Raw genomic sequence first — 16,355 nt, 5'->3', positions numbered from 1 at the left:
TGTCCAGGGCCTATGCTCGACAACATCATCATCGTCCGACGCGACCACGACAGACCGCGTCCACCGATACCGATGCCGATACCGATACCGAGGAGATGCGCGCACCGTGGCCGAGACCGCCCGCCGCCCCGAGCACCGTTACGGCAACCGGCCGACGATGAAGGATGTCGCGGCCCGGGCCGGGGTCGGGCTCAAGACGGTCTCCCGGGTCGTCAACGGCGAGCCGGGCGTCACGCCCGACACCGAGCGCCGGGTGCAGGAGGCCATCGACTCGCTCGGCTTCCGCCGCAACGACAGCGCGCGCGTGCTGCGCAAGGGCCGCACCGCCTCCGTGGGCCTGGTCCTCGAGGACCTCGCCGACCCGTTCTACGGTCCCCTCAGCCGCGCCGTCGAGGAGGTCGCCCGGGCCCACGGCGCGCTGCTGATCAACGGCTCCAGCGCGGAGGACCCGGACCGCGAGCAGGAGCTGGCGCTCGCGCTGTGCGCGCGCCGGGTGGACGGACTGATCGTCATCCCGGCCGGTACGGACCACCGTTACCTGGAGCCGGAGATCAAGGCGGGCGTCGCCACGGTCTTCGTGGACCGCCCGCCGGGCCGCATCGACGCCGACGTCGTCCTCTCGGACAGCTTCGGCGGCTCGCGCGCCGGGGTGGCCCATCTGATCGCCCACGGACACCGCAGGATCGGTTTCGTCGGCGACCAGCCCCGCATCCACACCGCGACGGAGCGTCTGCGCGGCTATCGCGCGGCGATGGAGGACGCGGGCCTGGCCGTCGACGACGCGTGGGTCTCGCTGGGACCGACGGACCCGGAGCGGGTCCGGGCGGCCGTCACGGCGATGGTCTCGGGTCCGGAGCCGGTCACCGCGCTCTTCGCGGGCAACAACCGGGTGACGGTCACGGCGGTCCGCGCGCTCGCCGGGCGCGAACACCCGGTCGCCCTCGTCGGGTTCGACGACATCGAGCTGGCCGACCTGCTCGGGATCACCGTGATCGCCCAGGACGCGGCGGCGCTGGGCCGCACGGCGGCGGAACGCCTCTTCCGCCGCCTGGACGGTGTCGACGAGCCGACCGCCCGGGTGGTCCTGGGGACCCGGCTGATCGCGCGCGGATCGGGCGAGATCCCGCCGGTGCCCGCGTAAGCCCTTGACTCCCGCTGTCAGCAGACCGGGAGTCCCGGCACCGGCTGGTCGTTGTCGCCGCCCTGGATGTACACGACGCTGAAGTACACGTTGGTGTTGCCGCTGTCGTCGTCCGTCCTGGCCCACCAGACGTTCGTCCACTGGCCGTACGTCACCCGCCGGCCCAGGTTGACCTGGCAGTAGAAGTAGTTGGTGCCGGCGTTGAGGATCCCCATCTCGGCGCCCGAGTGGCTGTACGTCTTCTCGGTGCGCCACACCTGGCAGTTGTACTTGCCGCCGCCGATGGAGTGACAGACGGGCTCGGGCTCGGCCGGGGAGCCGCCGCCGGTCGTCGTGGTCGATCCGCCGCTCGTACTTCCGCCGCCTCCGGTCGTCGTCGTACCGCCGCTGGTGCCTCCGCCGGTCGTGCCTCCGCCGCCGGTTCCCGGCACGGGCGCCTTCGACGCCGTCGACGGGGTGGGGGACGCGGGCTTCGTCGTGCCGGTCTTCGAGGGCGTCGCGGAGGCGGACGCGGACCCCGTCGCCGTCGCGCTCGCCGTCGCCGCCGGGTCGCCCGGGTCGAGGACCCGGCCGGGGCTGGTGCCGGGCGTCGTCGGCGTCGGGCCGTCGGCCAGCCGCTCCTGCTCCACGCCACGGTCGCGGTCGCGGTCGACCAGCGCGTAGGTCACGCCGCCGCCGGCGAGCAGAACGGCGGCGACCGCGGCGGCGACCAGCGCCGTGGAACGCGTCTTCCGGGGCGCCTGCGGGGCCGTGGGGGCGGGGGTGCTCGATGCCGGGTGCCCGTGCCCGGCGGGCGGCCCGTAGGGCGACGACATCGACGCCGCGGCGGGCGACCGGTAGCCGTCCGCCCCGGGCGCACCGGCCGGACCGAAGGCCCCGGCGGGACGGTCGCCTCCCGGGCCGCCGGAGCTGTCCGCGTGGCCCGCGTGTGCCGTGCCTCCCGGACCGAAGGCACCCGGCCCGTGCGGCTCGGCCGGACCGAAGCCCTCGGCGGGACGCTCGCCTCCCGCAACCCCGGGCCCAGCCGCGTGGTCCGCGTCCCCGGGTCCGAAGGCCCCGGGCCCGTGCGGCTCGGCCGGACCGAAGCCCTCCGCGGGACGCTCGCCTCCCGCAACCCCGGACCCAGCCGCGTGGCCCGCGCCTCCCGGACCGAAGGCACCCGGCCCGTGCGCCGTTGCCGGGCCGAAGCCTTCCGGGTGGTGCGGGGCCGCGTTCGGTTCGGTCGGGGCGTGCAGGTGGGGCGGAGGGGCGTCCTGGGCCACGGCGGACAGGAGGCGGGCCGCCGTACGGGCGTCGGGGCGCTGGGTCGGGTCCTTCTGCAGCAGCTGCTGGAGCACGGGGCCGAGCGCCCCGGATCTGCGCGGCTCCGGCAGCGGTTCCACGACGATCGCGTTCAGGGTCGACCAGGTCGACGTGCGCCGGAACGGCGAGGAGCCCTCCACGGCCGCGTACAGGGTGGCACCGAGCGCCCAGACGTCCGAGGCGGGTCCGGGCTGGTGCCCCTGGGCCCGTTCGGGCGCCAGGTAGTCCAGCGAGCCGACGATCTCGCCGCTGCGGGTGAGGTGCGTGGTCGAGCCGTCGCCGGGATCGTCCATCGTGGCGATCCCGAAGTCGGTGAGGACGACCCGCCCTCCCCGGTCGAGGAGGACGTTGCCGGGCTTCACGTCGCGGTGGAGCACACCGACGTCGTGCGCGGCGGCGAGCGCCTCCAGGACCGCGGCTCCGATCCGGGCGGCCTCGCGCGGGTCCAGCACGCCGTGTTCGCTCAGCATGTCGTCGAGCGAGGGCCCGTCGATGAGCTCCATGACGATGACGGGGCGGCCCTGATGCTCGGTCACGTCGTGGACGGCGATCACCCCGGGGTGGCGTACGCGGGCCGCGGCCCGCGCCTCGCGCTGCATCCGCAGGTGCAGATCGGCCAGTTCCGGCCCGGACGAGTCGTTGTACGTCCGCAGTTCCTTGACGGCCACCTCGCGGCCGAGGACCTCGTCGACGGCGCGCCAGACGACGCCCATGCCGCCCCGGCCCAGTTGGCGCACGACCCGGTAGCGGCCGGCCAGCCGCTCGTTCTCCCCCGAAGACACCGATGCCCCGTTCTCTGTCGGCTGCGTTGAACGCGTACAGAGTACGGGGCAGGGGTGGACGCCTCCGTCCGGGTGGTTCCGGCCGTTACTGGGCCGTGGCCGTCAGGTCGCCGCGGCGCGGGGCGGCGAAGCGGTCGAGGTCGGCGCGGGTCATGCCGGTGAGGGCGTCGACCTCGGCGGTGTCGAGGGCGCCGCAGTCGATGCCGCGCAGGAGGTAGGAGCTGAGCGCCTTGGCGGTGGCGGGCTCGTCCATGACGTCGCCGCCCGCGTGGTTGGCGTAGGCGGAGAGGCGCTTGGCCGCGGCCTCGAAGCCCTCGCGATAGAAGGCGAAGACGGCGGCGTACCGGGTGGGGATGTGGCCCGGGTGCATGTCCCAGCCCTGGTAGTAGGCGCGGGCCAGGGCGCGGCGGGTGAGGCCGTAGTGCAGGCGCCAGGCCTCGTGGACGTGCTCGGTGGAGCCGACCGGGAGGACGTTGGTGGAGCCGTCGGAGACCCGTACGCCGGTGCCGGCGGCGGCGACCTGCATGATCGCCTTGGCGTGGTCGGCGGCCGGGTGGTCGCTGGCCTGGTAGGCGGCGGAGACGCCGAGGCAGGCGCTGTAGTCGAAGGTGCCGTAGTGCAGTCCGGTGGCGCGGCCCTCGGCGGCGCCGATCATGCGGGCGACGGCGGCGGTGCCGTCGGTGGCGAGGATGGACTGGCTGGTCTCGATCTGGATCTCGAAGCCGAGGCGGCCCGCGTCCAGGCCGTGGGCCTTCTCGAAGGCCTCCAGGAGGCGTACGAAGGCGGAGACCTGCTCGGGGTAGGTCACCTTGGGGAGGGTGAGGACGAGGCCGTCGGGGAGGCCGCCGTTCTCGATCAGGCCGGTGAGGAAGATGTCGGTGGTGCGGATGCCGCGGTCGCGTACGGCGGACTCCATGCACTTCATCCGGATGCCCATGTACGGGGCGGCGGTGCCGTTCCGGTACGCCTCCGAGATCAGGCGGGCGGCGCGGGCGGCGTCCTGATCCTCGTCCTGGCCGGCGTAGCCGTCCTCGAAGTCGACCCGGAGGTCCTCGATCGGCTCGCGCTCCAGCTTGGCCCGTACGCGGCCGTAGACGTCCTCGGCGAGGTCGTCGGCGAGGCCCAGGACGGCGGCGAAGGAGGCGGCGTCGGGAGCGTGCTCGTCGAGGGCGGCGAGTGCCTGGTCGCCCCAGGACCGGATGGTTCCGGCGTCGAAGACGTTGCCGGGGACGTAGACGGTGTGGACGGGCTGGCGGGTGCCCGGGTCGCCCGGGTAGCGCCGGTCGAGCTCGGCGTCCACCGCTGCGAGGGAGGCGCTGATGCCCTCGCTGACCGCTCCGGCGAGGCTCGTCGACACCTTCTCCTGCTGACCCATCCCACATCCTCCTGTTTTCCGCTTCACGGAATCAACAATCCGTATAGCGAAGTTAATAGTCGGCCAGGACCTGCGTCAATGGGTGTCCGAAACGGCCGGGGGCCGCGCGGTGATGATCACCACGCGGCCCCCGGACCGTACAGAACCGCAGGTCAGCCCTTACGGGACTTGACCTCCTCGGTCAGCTGCGGGACGACGTCGAAGAGGTCGCCGACCACGCCGTAGTCGACGAGGTCGAAGATCGGGGCCTCGGCGTCCTTGTTGATGGCCACGATGGTCTTCGAGGTCTGCATACCCGCGCGGTGCTGGATCGCACCGGAGATGCCGGAGGCGATGTACAGCTGCGGCGAGACCGACTTGCCGGTCTGGCCGACCTGGTTGGAGTGCGGGTACCAGCCGGCGTCGACGGCGGCGCGCGAGGCACCGACGGCCGCACCGAGCGAGTCGGCGAGCGCCTCGATGAGTCCGAAGTTCTCGGCGCCGTTGACGCCGCGGCCGCCGGAGACCACGATCGCGGCCTCGGTCAGCTCCGGGCGGCCCGTCGACTCGCGCGGGGTGCGGGAGACGACCTTGGTGCCGTGGGCCTTCTCCGAGAAGGAGACGGCGAGCGCCTCGACGGCGCCGGCGGCCGGGGCGGCCTCGACGGGGGCCGAGTTCGGCTTGACCGTGATGACCGGGGTGCCCTTGGAGACACGGGACTTGGTCGTGAAGGAGGCGGCGAACGCGGACTGCGTCGCGACCGGGCCCTCGTCACCGGCCTCCAGGTCGATGGCGTCGGTGATGATGCCGGAGCCGATGCGCACCGCGAGGCGGGCGGCGATCTCCTTGCCCTCGGCGGAGGAGGGGACGAGCACGGCGGCCGGGGAGACGGCCTCGTACGCGGCCTGCAGGGCCTCCACCTTCGGGACGACGAGGTACTCGGCGAACTCGGGGGCGTCGGCGGTGAGGACCTTCACCGCGCCGTGCTCGGCGAGGGCCGGGGCGGCGTCGGCGGCACCGTTGCCGAGCGCGACGGCGACGGGCTCGCCGAGGCGGCGGGCCAGCGTCAGCAGCTCCAGGGTGGGCTTGCGGACGGCTCCGTCGACGTGGTCGACGTAGACGAGAATCTCAGCCATGGGGATTCAATCTCCTGCGAACGAAAAGGGGGCGGACTTCAGCGGCTCGCGCGAGCCCTTAGATGAACTTCTGGCTCGCGAGGAACTCGGCCAGCTGCTTGCCGCCCTCGCCCTCGTCCTTGACGATCGTGCCCGCGGTGCGCGCGGGACGCTCGGCCGCGGAGTCGACCGCGGTCCAGGAGCCCTCCAGGCCGACCTCCTCGGCCTCGATGTCGAGGTCCGAGAGGTCCAGGGACTCCACCGGCTTCTTCTTGGCGGCCATGATGCCCTTGAAGGACGGGTAGCGGGCCTCACCCGACTGGTCCGTCACCGACACGACGGCCGGAAGCGAGGCCTCCAGCTGCTCCGAAGCGGTGTCGCCGTCACGGCGGCCCGTCACCTTGCCGTCCTCGACCTTGACCTCGGAGAGCAGCGTGACCTGCGGGACGCCCAGGCGCTCGGCGAGGATCGCCGGCAGGACACCCATGGTGCCGTCGGTGGAGGCCATACCGGCGATGACGACGTCGTAGCCGGTCTTCTCGATCGCCTTGGCGAGCACCAGCGACGTGGCCATGACGTCGGAGCCGTGCAGATCGTCGTCCTCGACGTGGACGGCCTTGTCGGCGCCCATGGACAGCGCCTTGCGCAGGGCGTCCTTGGCGTCCTCGGGACCGACCGTGAGAACGGTGACCTCGGCCTCGTCCGCCTCTTCGGCGATCTGCAGGGCCTGCTCGACCGCGTACTCGTCGAGCTCCGACAGCAGGCCGTCGACGTCGTCGCGGTCGACGGTCAGGTCATCGGCGAAGTGCCGGTCGCCGGTGGCGTCGGGCACGTACTTCACACAGACAACGATCCTCAAGCTCACGCCGGCTCTCCTACTGCATCGTCATAACTGGGCTGCCTTGTTGCTCGCAGCATAGGCGCCTGAAGGGCGGGTTTCCGGTCGGGGCGTCCGACGCCCCGAGCGAAATATTACTCGTCAGTACACCCAGTCCGTTACCGGTAAGCAAGCGCTCAGGCATGTGACCTTGCCAACGCCCGAGGAAGGGAACCCTCAGTCGCGCAGGGCGTTGAAGCGCCCCTGGTGGTAGAGGAGCGGCCGGCCCACCCCGTCGGGGTCTCCGGCCACCGCCTCGGCGATCACGATCCGATGATCCCCGGCCGGCACGCGGGCCACCACCCGGCAGACCAGCCAGGCGAGTACGCCGTCCAGGATCGGGACACCCTCGGGGCCCACGCTCCAGCGTGTCGCGGGGCCGAACCGGTCGGCGCCGCTCCGGGCGAACGTGCCGGCCAGCTCGCGCTGGTGCTCGCCGAGTATGTGGACGCCTATGTGCTCGGCCTCGGAGACCACGGGCCAGCTGGAGGAGGCGGTGCCCACGCCGAAGGAGATCAGGGGAGGTTCCGCGGCGACGGAGGTGAGGGAGGTGGCGGTGAAGCCGACGGGGCGGTCCCCGTGGGCGGTGACGACCGCGACACCGGCCGCGTGCTGCCGGAAGACGGAACGGAGGAGATCGGGAGAGGCCTGCCGAGGGGCGCCGATGGAGCGGAGCTCGGGCGAAACCGTCATGGAATTGTCCTTCTGCGGGGGCGTGGCGAGCGGGGTCCGTGGGTTCTCAGTGACCCGGACAGCGCGCACTCGCGTTGCGGGCCAGGTCCACGTGGGCCCGCCCGTAGAGAAGGAGTTCTGAGGGCACCCGGCCAGCCTGACGATCGGTGGCGGGCGCAGTCAAGCGCGTCCCGCGATGTGGGAGATGTGTCACGGCGTCAGACCGCGCGCCCCAGGGCGGCGATGACGTCCGCCCTGCGGGGCTGGCCGGCCGCGCGGACGACGATCCGCCCGGCGCCGTCGAGGACGAGCACGGTGGGGGTGCGGACGATGCCGTACTCCCGTACGAGATCGAGGCGCTCCTCGGCGTCTATCTCCACGTGGCCCACGCCCTCGATCATCCCGGCGACCTCGGCCAGCGTTCTGCGGGTGGCGCGGCAGGGCTGGCAGAAGGCCGTGGAGAACTGCACCAGGGTGGCCTTCTCCCCCAGCTCGACCCCGAGCCGGTCCGCGTCCAGCAGCTCTTGCGTCATGTCCTTCTCCACGCTCTCCACTCCCCTGTGCAGCGTCCCATGTCACCGTTCGATTCCCGCCATGACCACCCGGCGTGACGAGAATCTCCCCCTACGAAGCCGTCAGGACTGGTCACGAGGGCCCACATGGGGCACGATCTGCCCAAAGCCGAAAACCTACGGCTGCGTAACTTCCGCCGGGAGAACCCTCCCCAGGCACAGAAGAAGGGGTTCCTCTCAGATGGCAGAACTCGTCTATCGGCCGGTCATCGGCGCCGCACTGACCATGTTCAAGGCGCTCGACCTGAAGATCGACACCCAGGGTTCGGAGCACATTCCGCGCACGGGCGGGGCTGTGCTCGTGAGCAACCACATCAGCTATCTGGACTTCATCTTCACGGGCCTGGCCGCGCTGCCGCAGAAGCGTCTGGTGCGCTTCATGGCCAAGGACTCGGTGTTCCGGCACAAGGTGTCGGGTCCGCTGATGCGCGGCATGAAGCACATCCCGGTGGACCGCGCGCAGGGCGAGCACGCGTACAAGCACGCGCTGGAGTCGCTGAAGGCCGGGGAGATCATCGGCGTCTTCCCCGAGGCGACCATCTCGCAGTCGTTCACGCTCAAGAGCTTCAAGTCGGGCGCGGCGCGGCTCGCGCAGGAGGCCGGGGTTCCGCTGATCCCGATGGCCCTCTGGGGGACGCAGCGCATCTGGACCAAGGGCCGGCCGCGGAACTTCAAGCGCAGCCACATCCCGGTGACGATCCGGGTGGGCGAGCCGATGGAGGCGCCGGCGGACCAGTACGCGGGGGCGATCACCCGGCGGCTGCGCGAGCGCGTCCAGGAGCTCCTGGAGGCCGCGCAGCGCGCCTATCCCGTACGCCCCAAGGACGCGAGCGACACGTGGTGGGTGCCCGCGCACCTCGGGGGTACGGCTCCGACCCCGGCCGAGGTCAAGGACGCCGGCTGACGGGGCGCCCCCCGCGCCGAAACGTCACACCGGGGTACGGACGGTGATCCGTGCCCCGGGGCTCAGCTTCTCCAGCGACTCGGCGAGCTCGGCGCCGGCCGCCTGGAGTTCGTCGAGCGTCATGGGCGCCAGCGACTCCAGCAGGAAGATCGCGTTGACGGTGTCGTCGTCGATCCGGGTGCGCGGCCCCTGGCGCCAGTTCCAGCGACGGCAGGTGACGCCCGCCTCGTCGCGCCAGACGATCTCGCCCGGCTCCGGGTGCTCCACGGTCTCCTCGCCGCCGGCCATGGTCACGAACGGCTCGTCGCCGGTCGCGCGCACGAGCCGCATCTCGCCCTGGATGCGGTCCAGGTCCTCGCCGCCGACCGGGATGAGGTGCGCGACGCTGATCGCGTTGTAGGCGTCGACGAGCCGGTTGATCCGGGGCAGTCCACCGTCCGCGAGGGCGCGCTTGGCCAGCGCCTCGGCGGAGTTGCGGGTACGGGACGGCTTGGCGCCGAACGCGGTGTACGCGGCGCGCCAGGCGGCGATGTGCGGGTCCTTGTCCGGCGCCTGTCCGTCGAGCCGCTCGGCGAGGCGTCGGGCGGCGTCGTCCAGGAGGGCCGAACTGGCCTCGTCGCTGGGCCCGTTGACCAGTCCGTGGGCCTCGATGGCGAGATGGGTGAAGCCGGGCACGAGGGCACGCACCTCGTCGGACACCGTCAGGGTGAGGGGCATCGTCGTCCTTGCGTCAGAGGTCGGTCGGAAGGATCCGCAGGAGCTCCACGCTGTCCCGCGCCGACTGCAGGGCGCTCAGAACTCCCGGATGCGGTACAGCGTACAGCACCGGGAAGTCCAGTTCATTGAACTCCGGGTCGGGCAGGAAGGCCAACCGCTCCTGCGCCAGAGAGAATTGGGCTTCCTTGCCCGGCTCGCCACCGCGCGGATCCTGGCGGTGCCAGGCCTCCTGGCCGGGCATCCGGATCGCGACGAGGCCGTGCAGGACCTCGAACTTCTGGTAGCAGAGGGCGGTCGGGATCGACTGGGCACGCAGCAGCGCGACGAGTGCGTGGGCCTTGGCGTGACAGATGCCGGTGCGCTGGGCGAGGACGTCGGAGGCGCGCCAGGTGACGCGCTCGTCGCCGGTGTCGCTGGAGTGCGGGATGGAGTCCCGTACGAACTCGAAGGCCGCCTGGGCGTACGCGTGGACATCGCGGTGCCGGGAGCGCAGCGCGGCGGCCGTCTCGCGCACGAGGGGGTGCCCGTGGTCGATGACGTCGTCCGCGGCGAGGTAGGCGGAGAGGTCGGGGGTCTGCTGGATCAGCTCCATGTCCGCCGAGCCTAAGGAGACGGCCGACCGGAGTCAATCAATTTCCGGTCGGCCGCATACCTATGCGATCACATGGGGTCGGGCGAGAGGCGCTATCGCGCCATCTCCTCCTTCAGCGCCTGGAGGAAGGCGTCGACGTCGTCCTCCGTGGTGTCGTAGGAGCACATCCAGCGCACGTCGCCGGCGGCCTCGTCCCAGAAGTAGAAGCGGAAGCGCTTCTGGAGGCGGGTGCTCACCTCGTGCGGCAGCCGCGCGAAGACCGCGTTGGCCTGCACCGGGTAGAGGATCTCCACCCCGTCCACGGCCCGTACGCCGGCCGCGAGGCGCTGCGCCATCGCGTTGGCGTGCTGGGCGTTGCGCAGCCACAGGTCCTTGGCGAGCAGCGCCTCCAGCTGCACCGACACGAACCGCATCTTGGACGCGAGCTGCATCGACATCTTGCGCAGATGCTTCATGTGGCTGACGGCGTCGGGGTTGAGCACGACGACGGCCTCGCCGAACATCATGCCGTTCTTGGTGCCGCCGTAGGAGATGACGTCCACACCGACCGCGTTGGTGAACGCCCTCATCGGCACGTTCAGGGAGGCGGCGGCGTTGGCTATCCGGGCGCCGTCGAGGTGCACCTTCATGCCCTTGGCGTGGGCGTGCTCCACGATGGCCCGGATCTCGTCCACGGTGTAGACCGTGCCCAGCTCGGTGTTCTGGGTGATCGAGACGACCTGCGGCATGGCGCGGTGCTCGTCCTCCCAGCCCCAGGCCTGGCGGTCGATGAGCTCGGGCGTGAGCTTGCCGTCCGGCGTCGGCACGGTGAGCAGCTTGAGGCCGCCCATCCGCTCCGGCGCGCCGCCCTCGTCCACGTTGATGTGCGCGGACTCGGCGCAGACGACCGCGCCCCAGCGGTCGGTCAGCGCCTGCAGGGCGGTGACGTTCGCGCCGGTGCCGTTGAAGACCGGGAAGGCCTCGGCGCTCGGCCCGAAGTGGCTGTGCATGATCCGCTGGAGGTGCTCGGTGTACTCGTCCTCGCCGTAGGCGATCTGATGACCGCCGTTGGCGAGGGCGATGGCCGCGAGCACCTCCGGGTGGACGCCGGCGTAGTTGTCGCTGGCGAAGCCCCGGACCGACGGGTCGTGGTGACGACGCGCGTCGGTCTTCGAGGGCAGGGCCGGGTTCACGGCTTGGGGGTCAGCCACAGACGCTGTCCATTCACTTCCTGTGCGGGCCGGTCCCAGACGGCGGCGATCTCGTCGGCCAGATCCTTGACGTCGGTGAAGCCCGCGAACTTCGCATTCGGGCGCTCTTCGCGCATGGCGTCGTGCACCAGTGCCTTGATCACCAGGATGGCAGCCGCCGCGTCCGGGGCCTCCTCGCCCCCCGCCTTGCGGAACGAGTCCGCCATGGCGAGGGTCCAGGCCTCGGCCGCGGCCTTGCCCGCGTTGTACGCCGCGTTGGTGGCCACCGGCTTGTGCGCGCCGGCCTGGCTGACCAGGACGAAGCGGCCGCGGCCGCTGCGCAGCAGCCCGTCGTGGAAGGCGATCGAGGTGTGCTGGACGGTGCGGATGAGGAGCCGCTCCAGGAAGTCCCAGTCCTTGAGGTCGGTCTCGGTGAAGGAGGCGCTGCCGCGCCAGCCGCCGACCAGATGGACCAGCCCGTCGACCCGGCCGAACTCCTTCTCGGTCTTCGCCGCCCAGTCCTTGGTCGCGGCGAGGTCGAGCAGATCGACCGTGTCACCGATGACCGTGGCACCGCCGTGCGCGTACCGGGCGGCGTCGACGGCCTCGGCCAGGCGCGCCGGGTCGGCGTCCGAGGCGACGACGATGGCGCCGGCGTCGGCGAGACGCATCAGTGTGGCCCGGCCCGCCGGACCGGCCGCTCCCGCGACCGCGATGACGGCGCCCTCAAGCGGCCCGCCGTTTCCGTTGCCGTTCATGGTCGTCCCCTCCTCCTCCGTGACTGAGTTCACGCGGCAGCCTGCCCGGTCCGCGAAGCGTTCGCGGCGGTGATGCCCTTGGTGGAGGCGATCACGTCCTTCAGCTTCTTGGACAGGGCCTCATAGAACATGCTGAGCGGAAACTCGTCCGGAAGCACGTCGTCGACGAGCTTGCGCGGCGGCAGCGTCAGGTCGAGGGCGTCGGGACCCTTGGCCCAGCGGGAGCCGGGGTGCGGGGCGAGGTAGGTGGAGACGAGCTCGTACGCCTTGAACCAGTGGACCAGCTTCGGGCGGTCGATGCCCTCGCGGTACAGCGTCTCGATCTCGGCGCAGAGCTGGTTGGTGACCTCCGGGGCACGCTTCCAGTCGATCCTGAGCGTGTTGTCCGTCCAGCGCACCACGTCGTGCTTGTGGAGGTACGCGAAGAGGAGCTGGCCGCCCAGACCGTCGTAGTTGCGGTTGCGGTCGCCGGAGACGGGGAAGCGGAACATCCGGTCGAAGAGGACGGCGTACTGCACGTCCCGGCCGTGGACGTTGCCCTCGGCCTCGAGCTTCACGGCCTCCTTGAAGGCGGTGAGGTCGCAGCGCAGCTCCTCAAGGCCGTACATCCAGAACGGCTGGCGCTGCTTGATCATGAAGGGGTCGAAGGGCAGGTCGCCGTGGCTGTGGGCGCGGTCGTGGACCATGTCCCAGAGCACGAACGCCTGCTCGCAGCGAGTCTGGTCCCCGACCAGGGTGGCGATGTCCTCGGGCAGCTCGATGCCCAGGATGTCGACGGTGGCCTCGGTGACCTTGCGGAAGCGGGCGGCCTCGCGGTCGCAGAAGATGCCGCCCCAGGTGAAGCGCTCCGGCGCCTCGCGCACGGCGACGGTCTCGGGGAAGAGGACGGCCGAGTTGGTGTCGTAACCGGCGGTGAAGTCCTCGAAGGTGATGCCGCAGAAGCCGGGGTTGTCGTAGCGGGTGCGCTCGAGGTCGGAGAGCCACTCCGGCCAGACCATGCGCAGCACGACGGCTTCCAGGTTGCGGTCCGGGTTGCCGTTCTGCGTGTACATGGGGAACAGCACCAGGCGCTGCAGCCCGTCCGCGCGGTCGGCGGCGGGGTGGAACACCATCAGGGAGTCCAGGAAGTCCGGGACCTCGAAGCCGCCCTCGGCCCACTTGCGCAGGTCGGCGACGAGCGCGCGGTGGTACGCCGCGTCGTGCGGGAGCAGCGGGGAGAGCTGCTCGACCGCGGTCACGATCCGGTCGACCGTGGCCTCGGCCAGGGCCCGGGAGGGCGCGTCCTCGGCCTCGAAGTCGATGGACCCGTCCTTGCGCTGCCAGGGCCGGATCTCCTCCACGGCATTCTTGAGCTCGGGCCAGGCAGGGTGTTCGATCACCGGAGCAGCGGTGGATATCCCCCCACCGGTCACGTCCTGCACAAGAATTTCCGTCATTCCTCTTCCTCCACAGGAGAACCTCGTGTCAAGACACCGTATCCGTCTGCGGTTCCTCCAGACAAGAGGAGCAAGAGAAATTATCCTGCGCCACCCCCATGGTCACCGTGAATTTTCCTGTCCGGACCGGTTGAGGCAATCGCATCCGCCGCGCCACGCAGGGCCCGGGCAGCGTCGCCGAGGTACTCGGCCAGGGCCAGGAAGCCGTGGAACATCCGCGGATGGTGGTCCTCGGTGACCGCGACGCCGGCCTCGGCCAGGGCGGCGGCGAAGGCCCGTCCCTCGTCACACAGCGGGTCGCAGCCCGCGGTGATCACATGGGCGGGCGGCAGGCCGGCCAGCTCGGCGCGCAGCGGGGAGGCGAGCGGGTGGCGGGGATCCCCGTCCGGGCCGAGGTAGTGGTCGCGGTACCAGCGCATGTGGGCGGTGGTGAGGTAGTAGCCCCGGCCGTTGGTCCGGTACGACGCGGGGTCGCCGGCCAGGTCGGTGGCCGGGTAGATCAGCACCTGGCGGGCGAGCGCGGGGCCCCCGCGGTCGCGGGCGAGCAGCGCGGCCGCGGCGGCGAGGTTGCCTCCCGCGCTGTCCCCGGCGACGACGAGGGCCGTGGGCTCGCCGCCCAGCGCGTCGATGTGCGCGGCGGCCCAGAGCAGTGCGGCGTAGGCGTCCTCGACGGGTGCGGGGAAGCGGGCCTCGGGGGCGAGCCGGTAGCCGACGGAGACGACCACCGCCCCGGACTCCCGGCACAGGGCACGGCAGGTGCGGTCATGGGTGTCCAGGCCGCAGAGCACCCAGCCGCCACCGTGGAGGAAGACGACGGTCGGGCGGGGCGCCGGGTCCCCTTCCGGCCGGTAGATCCGTACGGGCACGGGCGGGGCGCCCCGCGGGCCGGGGACCGTGCGGTCCTCGACCCGCCCGACGGCGGGCGGCTCACCGGGCGGCGCGGGCGCGGCGGCGAGCACGCGGCGGGCCTCGACGGGGTCGGTGACGGCGCCGCCGATGTCGGGGAAGACGGCGGTCAGCAGATCGACGAAGGGGCGGGCGGCGGGGTCGAGCCGGTCGTTCACCGGCGGCCCCTCCGCTCGCGGGTGAAGTGGGGGATGACCTTCTCGCCCCACTGGCGCAGGGTCTCCAGACAGGCCTCCTGAGGCACGGTCCCCATCTGGATCAGACACATGATCTCGTCGGCCCCCGCGTCCCGGAGCCGTTCGACGTAGGCGATGGCGTCCTCGGCGGTGCCGTAGGCGTGCTCGGCGTTGAAGGTGGCGGTGGCGGAGGGCCGTACCGGAATGCGCTGCTCGTGGAGGCGCGCCACGACCTGCTCGGCCGCCCGGCGCATGTCGGCGGCCTCGTCCGCGCCGGCCACGACCGCTTCGTCGGGGATGCCCGCTCCCCCGTACCAGTGGCCGATCGCCTGCGCGAAGAAGCGCTGGCCCCGGATGCCGACGCGCCGCGCCTCGGCGCGGTCGTCGAGGACGATCGTCGGGCACAGCACGGAGAAGTGGTCGTTGACGACGGTGGAGACGAACCGCTCGCCGGTGCGCGCCGCGCGGGCGGCGTCGTAGGCCTGGCGCATCCCGGCGATCGACTCGGGTCCGGCGAAGCCCATCACGAGCGCGCCGATGCCGAGCTCGGCGGCCTGGGTGAGGGTCTCGGCGCGGCTGCAGGCGAGGAAGAGCGGGGGGTGCGGGGTCTGGCTCGGGCGGGGCAGGATCGGATGCGGATCGATCCTGATCAGCTCGGAGCGGTACTCCAGCTCGTCCTTCTGCCAGGCCCGGCCGATGATCCGCAGGGCGTCCTCGACCTCCTGCGCCGTACGGTCGCGGTCGACCCCGCACAGCGAGGTCTCCTGTTCGGTGCCACCCCGACCGGCGCCGAGGTCGAGGCGGCCGCCGGAGAGCAGGTCCAGCATGGCGGCGCGTTCGGCGACGCGGGCGGGGTGGTTGAAGTGGAACGGCATGCAGACCACGCCGTGTCCGATGCGGATGCGGTGGGTCCTGGCCGCCACGTAGCTGAGGAAGACCTCGGGGGCGGACATATGGGCGTACCACTTCAGGGAGTGGTGCTCGACGGCCCAGATCCGGTCGAATCCCATCTCCTCGGCCAGGACGGCCTGTTCGACGCAGTCCCGGATGACCTGGTGCTCGTGTTCCACGGTCGGGTCCGCCAGCTGAGCCTCGAAGATCACGGAGAACTTCATGTGCCCTCCAGGGGGTTGTGTGGGGGCGCTGCTGTTCTTTCAATGAGCCATATGACTAGTCGTCACATCGTGAAGAGGCAAGAGCCGGAACAGGATCTGCCGCCGACCGCCTGGGCGGTGCTCGGGCTGCTCTCCTTTCCCGGCGAGCGCACCGGCTACGAGCTGAAGAAGTGGGCGGACGCGTCGTTGCGCTTCTTCTACTTCTCGCCGGCGATCAGCCAGGTCTACGCGGAGCTGCGCCGGCTGGAGTCGCGGGGGTACGTGACGTCGGCCCGGTCGGGAGCCGAGGAGCCGCGGGCGAAGCGCCGGTACGCGATCACGGAGGAGGGCCGGGCTGCGCTGGCCGGCTGGGCGGGCGGGGACGGCGGCGCCGTGATGCTCAAGCACCCTCTGGTGCTGCGGGTCTGGCTGGGGCATCTCGCCGCGCCCGAGCGGCTGCGCGCGCTGGTCGAGGAGCACATCGCCCGCACCCGCGGGGAACTGAAGGAGGTCAGGGACGCGCTGGCCCGGGCGGAGGCCGTGGCGCAGTGGCGCCATCCGGCGGTGGCGCTGCGCTGGAGCGTACGGCAGCACCTGGCGGAGCTGGAGCTCGCGGAGGCGATGCTGGCGGACCTGGCCCGCCTGGAGGGCGCCGGGCCGCCGCCATGACCCGGGGGGGCGGCGGAGCGCCATGTTCCGACGGGTCCTGGCGCGTGCGCTTCCTTCTTGCGGCGCATTCATTAGGCTGCGCGACGAGCCGCACCGGGAGCCCGGAGGGACCCGGGCCC

At 71.8% G+C, this 16,355-nt stretch carries 16 protein-coding genes; 3 read left to right on the top strand and 13 right to left on the bottom strand.

Annotation, left to right across the window (positions count from 1 at the left end):
* Positions 1–106: 106 nt before the first annotated feature.
* Positions 107–1,141 (top strand): LacI family DNA-binding transcriptional regulator, encoded by a 1,035-nt coding sequence (locus FDM97_RS14990; RefSeq protein WP_137990911.1) that lies wholly within the window; start codon positions 107–109, stop codon positions 1,139–1,141.
* A 17-nt stretch (positions 1,142–1,158) separates the two neighbouring features.
* Here FDM97_RS14990 and FDM97_RS14985 read toward each other — a convergent pair whose 3' ends face one another.
* From FDM97_RS14985 to FDM97_RS14960, 6 genes are all read right to left on the bottom strand, one after another.
* A complete protein-coding gene (locus tag FDM97_RS14985; RefSeq protein WP_137990910.1) occupies positions 1,159–3,225 on the bottom strand; it encodes a serine/threonine-protein kinase in 2,067 nt (688 codons plus the stop codon).
* Between the two features lie 85 nt (positions 3,226–3,310).
* Complete coding sequence (locus tag FDM97_RS14980) at positions 3,311–4,600, bottom strand: DUF6986 family protein (protein WP_137990909.1); 1,290 nt, start codon at positions 4,598–4,600, stop codon at positions 3,311–3,313.
* Positions 4,601–4,752: 152 nt separating this feature from the next.
* On the bottom strand, positions 4,753–5,715 hold the full coding sequence (locus FDM97_RS14975) for an electron transfer flavoprotein subunit alpha/FixB family protein (protein ID WP_137990908.1): 963 nt from the start codon (positions 5,713–5,715) through the stop codon (positions 4,753–4,755).
* Positions 5,716–5,773: 58 nt separating this feature from the next.
* Entirely contained in the window at positions 5,774–6,559 is a 786-nt protein-coding gene (locus tag FDM97_RS14970) for an electron transfer flavoprotein subunit beta/FixA family protein (protein ID WP_137990907.1), read from the bottom strand.
* Positions 6,560–6,748: 189 nt separating this feature from the next.
* On the bottom strand, positions 6,749–7,264 hold the full coding sequence (locus FDM97_RS14965) for a flavin reductase family protein (RefSeq protein ID WP_137990906.1): 516 nt from the start codon (positions 7,262–7,264) through the stop codon (positions 6,749–6,751).
* 197 nt (positions 7,265–7,461) lie between these two features.
* On the bottom strand, positions 7,462–7,776 hold the full coding sequence (locus FDM97_RS14960) for a TlpA family protein disulfide reductase (protein ID WP_137990905.1): 315 nt from the start codon (positions 7,774–7,776) through the stop codon (positions 7,462–7,464).
* A gap of 220 nt (positions 7,777–7,996) precedes the next feature.
* Between FDM97_RS14960 and FDM97_RS14955 the strand changes: the two genes are divergently transcribed.
* A complete protein-coding gene (locus FDM97_RS14955) occupies positions 7,997–8,719 on the top strand; it encodes a lysophospholipid acyltransferase family protein (protein ID WP_137990904.1) in 723 nt (240 codons plus the stop codon).
* A 24-nt stretch (positions 8,720–8,743) separates the two neighbouring features.
* Here FDM97_RS14955 and FDM97_RS14950 read toward each other — a convergent pair whose 3' ends face one another.
* The 7 genes from FDM97_RS14950 to FDM97_RS14920 form a co-directional block, all read right to left on the bottom strand.
* Positions 8,744–9,436 (bottom strand): B3/B4 domain-containing protein, encoded by a 693-nt coding sequence (locus FDM97_RS14950; RefSeq protein ID WP_137990903.1) that lies wholly within the window; start codon positions 9,434–9,436, stop codon positions 8,744–8,746.
* Between the two features lie 13 nt (positions 9,437–9,449).
* Positions 9,450–10,028, bottom strand: a complete 579-nt coding sequence (locus FDM97_RS14945) for a transglutaminase-like domain-containing protein (RefSeq protein ID WP_137990902.1) — start codon at positions 10,026–10,028, stop codon at positions 9,450–9,452.
* 92 nt (positions 10,029–10,120) lie between these two features.
* Positions 10,121–11,218 carry a threonine aldolase family protein gene (locus FDM97_RS14940; protein ID WP_254705596.1) on the bottom strand — a complete coding sequence of 366 codons (1,098 nt, stop codon included), beginning with the start codon at positions 11,216–11,218 and terminating at the stop codon, positions 10,121–10,123.
* Positions 11,197–11,955 (bottom strand): SDR family oxidoreductase, encoded by a 759-nt coding sequence (locus FDM97_RS14935; RefSeq protein ID WP_137990901.1) that lies wholly within the window; start codon positions 11,953–11,955, stop codon positions 11,197–11,199. Before FDM97_RS14935 ends, FDM97_RS14940 begins: the two co-directional genes overlap by 22 nt.
* Positions 11,956–11,984: 29 nt before the next feature.
* A complete protein-coding gene (locus tag FDM97_RS14930; protein WP_137990900.1) occupies positions 11,985–13,391 on the bottom strand; it encodes a DUF6421 family protein in 1,407 nt (468 codons plus the stop codon).
* 80 nt (positions 13,392–13,471) lie between these two features.
* On the bottom strand, positions 13,472–14,455 hold the full coding sequence (locus FDM97_RS14925; protein WP_137990899.1) for an alpha/beta hydrolase: 984 nt from the start codon (positions 14,453–14,455) through the stop codon (positions 13,472–13,474).
* Positions 14,452–15,588: an LLM class flavin-dependent oxidoreductase gene (locus tag FDM97_RS14920; RefSeq protein WP_137990898.1), complete on the bottom strand. Its 1,137-nt coding sequence runs from the start codon at positions 15,586–15,588 to the stop codon at positions 14,452–14,454. The genes FDM97_RS14925 and FDM97_RS14920 overlap by 4 nt, the downstream gene beginning before the upstream one ends.
* A 42-nt stretch (positions 15,589–15,630) precedes the next feature.
* Between FDM97_RS14920 and FDM97_RS14915 the strand changes: the two genes are divergently transcribed.
* Entirely contained in the window at positions 15,631–16,236 is a 606-nt protein-coding gene (locus FDM97_RS14915; RefSeq protein ID WP_432816216.1) for a helix-turn-helix transcriptional regulator, read from the top strand.
* Positions 16,237–16,355 lie beyond the last annotated feature (119 nt).

This window comes from Streptomyces vilmorinianum, from assembly GCF_005517195.1.
In the GTDB taxonomy this organism is placed as follows: domain Bacteria; phylum Actinomycetota; class Actinomycetes; order Streptomycetales; family Streptomycetaceae; genus Streptomyces; species Streptomyces vilmorinianum.
The sequence above is the reverse complement of the archived record's forward strand: the minus strand, read 5'-3'. Positions and strand labels throughout refer to the sequence as shown.

Coding starts and splice junctions, on each gene's coding strand:
- FDM97_RS14950 (WP_137990903.1), bottom strand. CDS start 9,436: ATGCCCCTCACCCTGACGGTGTCCGACGAGGTGCGTGCCCTCGTGCCC.
- FDM97_RS14945 (WP_137990902.1), bottom strand. CDS start 10,028: ATGGAGCTGATCCAGCAGACCCCCGACCTCTCCGCCTACCTCGCCGCG.
- FDM97_RS14920 (WP_137990898.1), bottom strand. CDS start 15,588: ATGAAGTTCTCCGTGATCTTCGAGGCTCAGCTGGCGGACCCGACCGTG.
- FDM97_RS14980 (WP_137990909.1), bottom strand. CDS start 4,600: ATGGGTCAGCAGGAGAAGGTGTCGACGAGCCTCGCCGGAGCGGTCAGC.
- FDM97_RS14915 (WP_432816216.1), top strand. CDS start 15,631: ATGAGCCATATGACTAGTCGTCACATCGTGAAGAGGCAAGAGCCGGAA.
- FDM97_RS14955 (WP_137990904.1), top strand. CDS start 7,997: ATGGCAGAACTCGTCTATCGGCCGGTCATCGGCGCCGCACTGACCATG.
- FDM97_RS14975 (WP_137990908.1), bottom strand. CDS start 5,715: ATGGCTGAGATTCTCGTCTACGTCGACCACGTCGACGGAGCCGTCCGC.
- FDM97_RS14965 (WP_137990906.1), bottom strand. CDS start 7,264: ATGACGGTTTCGCCCGAGCTCCGCTCCATCGGCGCCCCTCGGCAGGCC.
- FDM97_RS14960 (WP_137990905.1), bottom strand. CDS start 7,776: ATGACGCAAGAGCTGCTGGACGCGGACCGGCTCGGGGTCGAGCTGGGG.
- FDM97_RS14930 (WP_137990900.1), bottom strand. CDS start 13,391: ATGACGGAAATTCTTGTGCAGGACGTGACCGGTGGGGGGATATCCACC.
- FDM97_RS14935 (WP_137990901.1), bottom strand. CDS start 11,955: ATGAACGGCAACGGAAACGGCGGGCCGCTTGAGGGCGCCGTCATCGCG.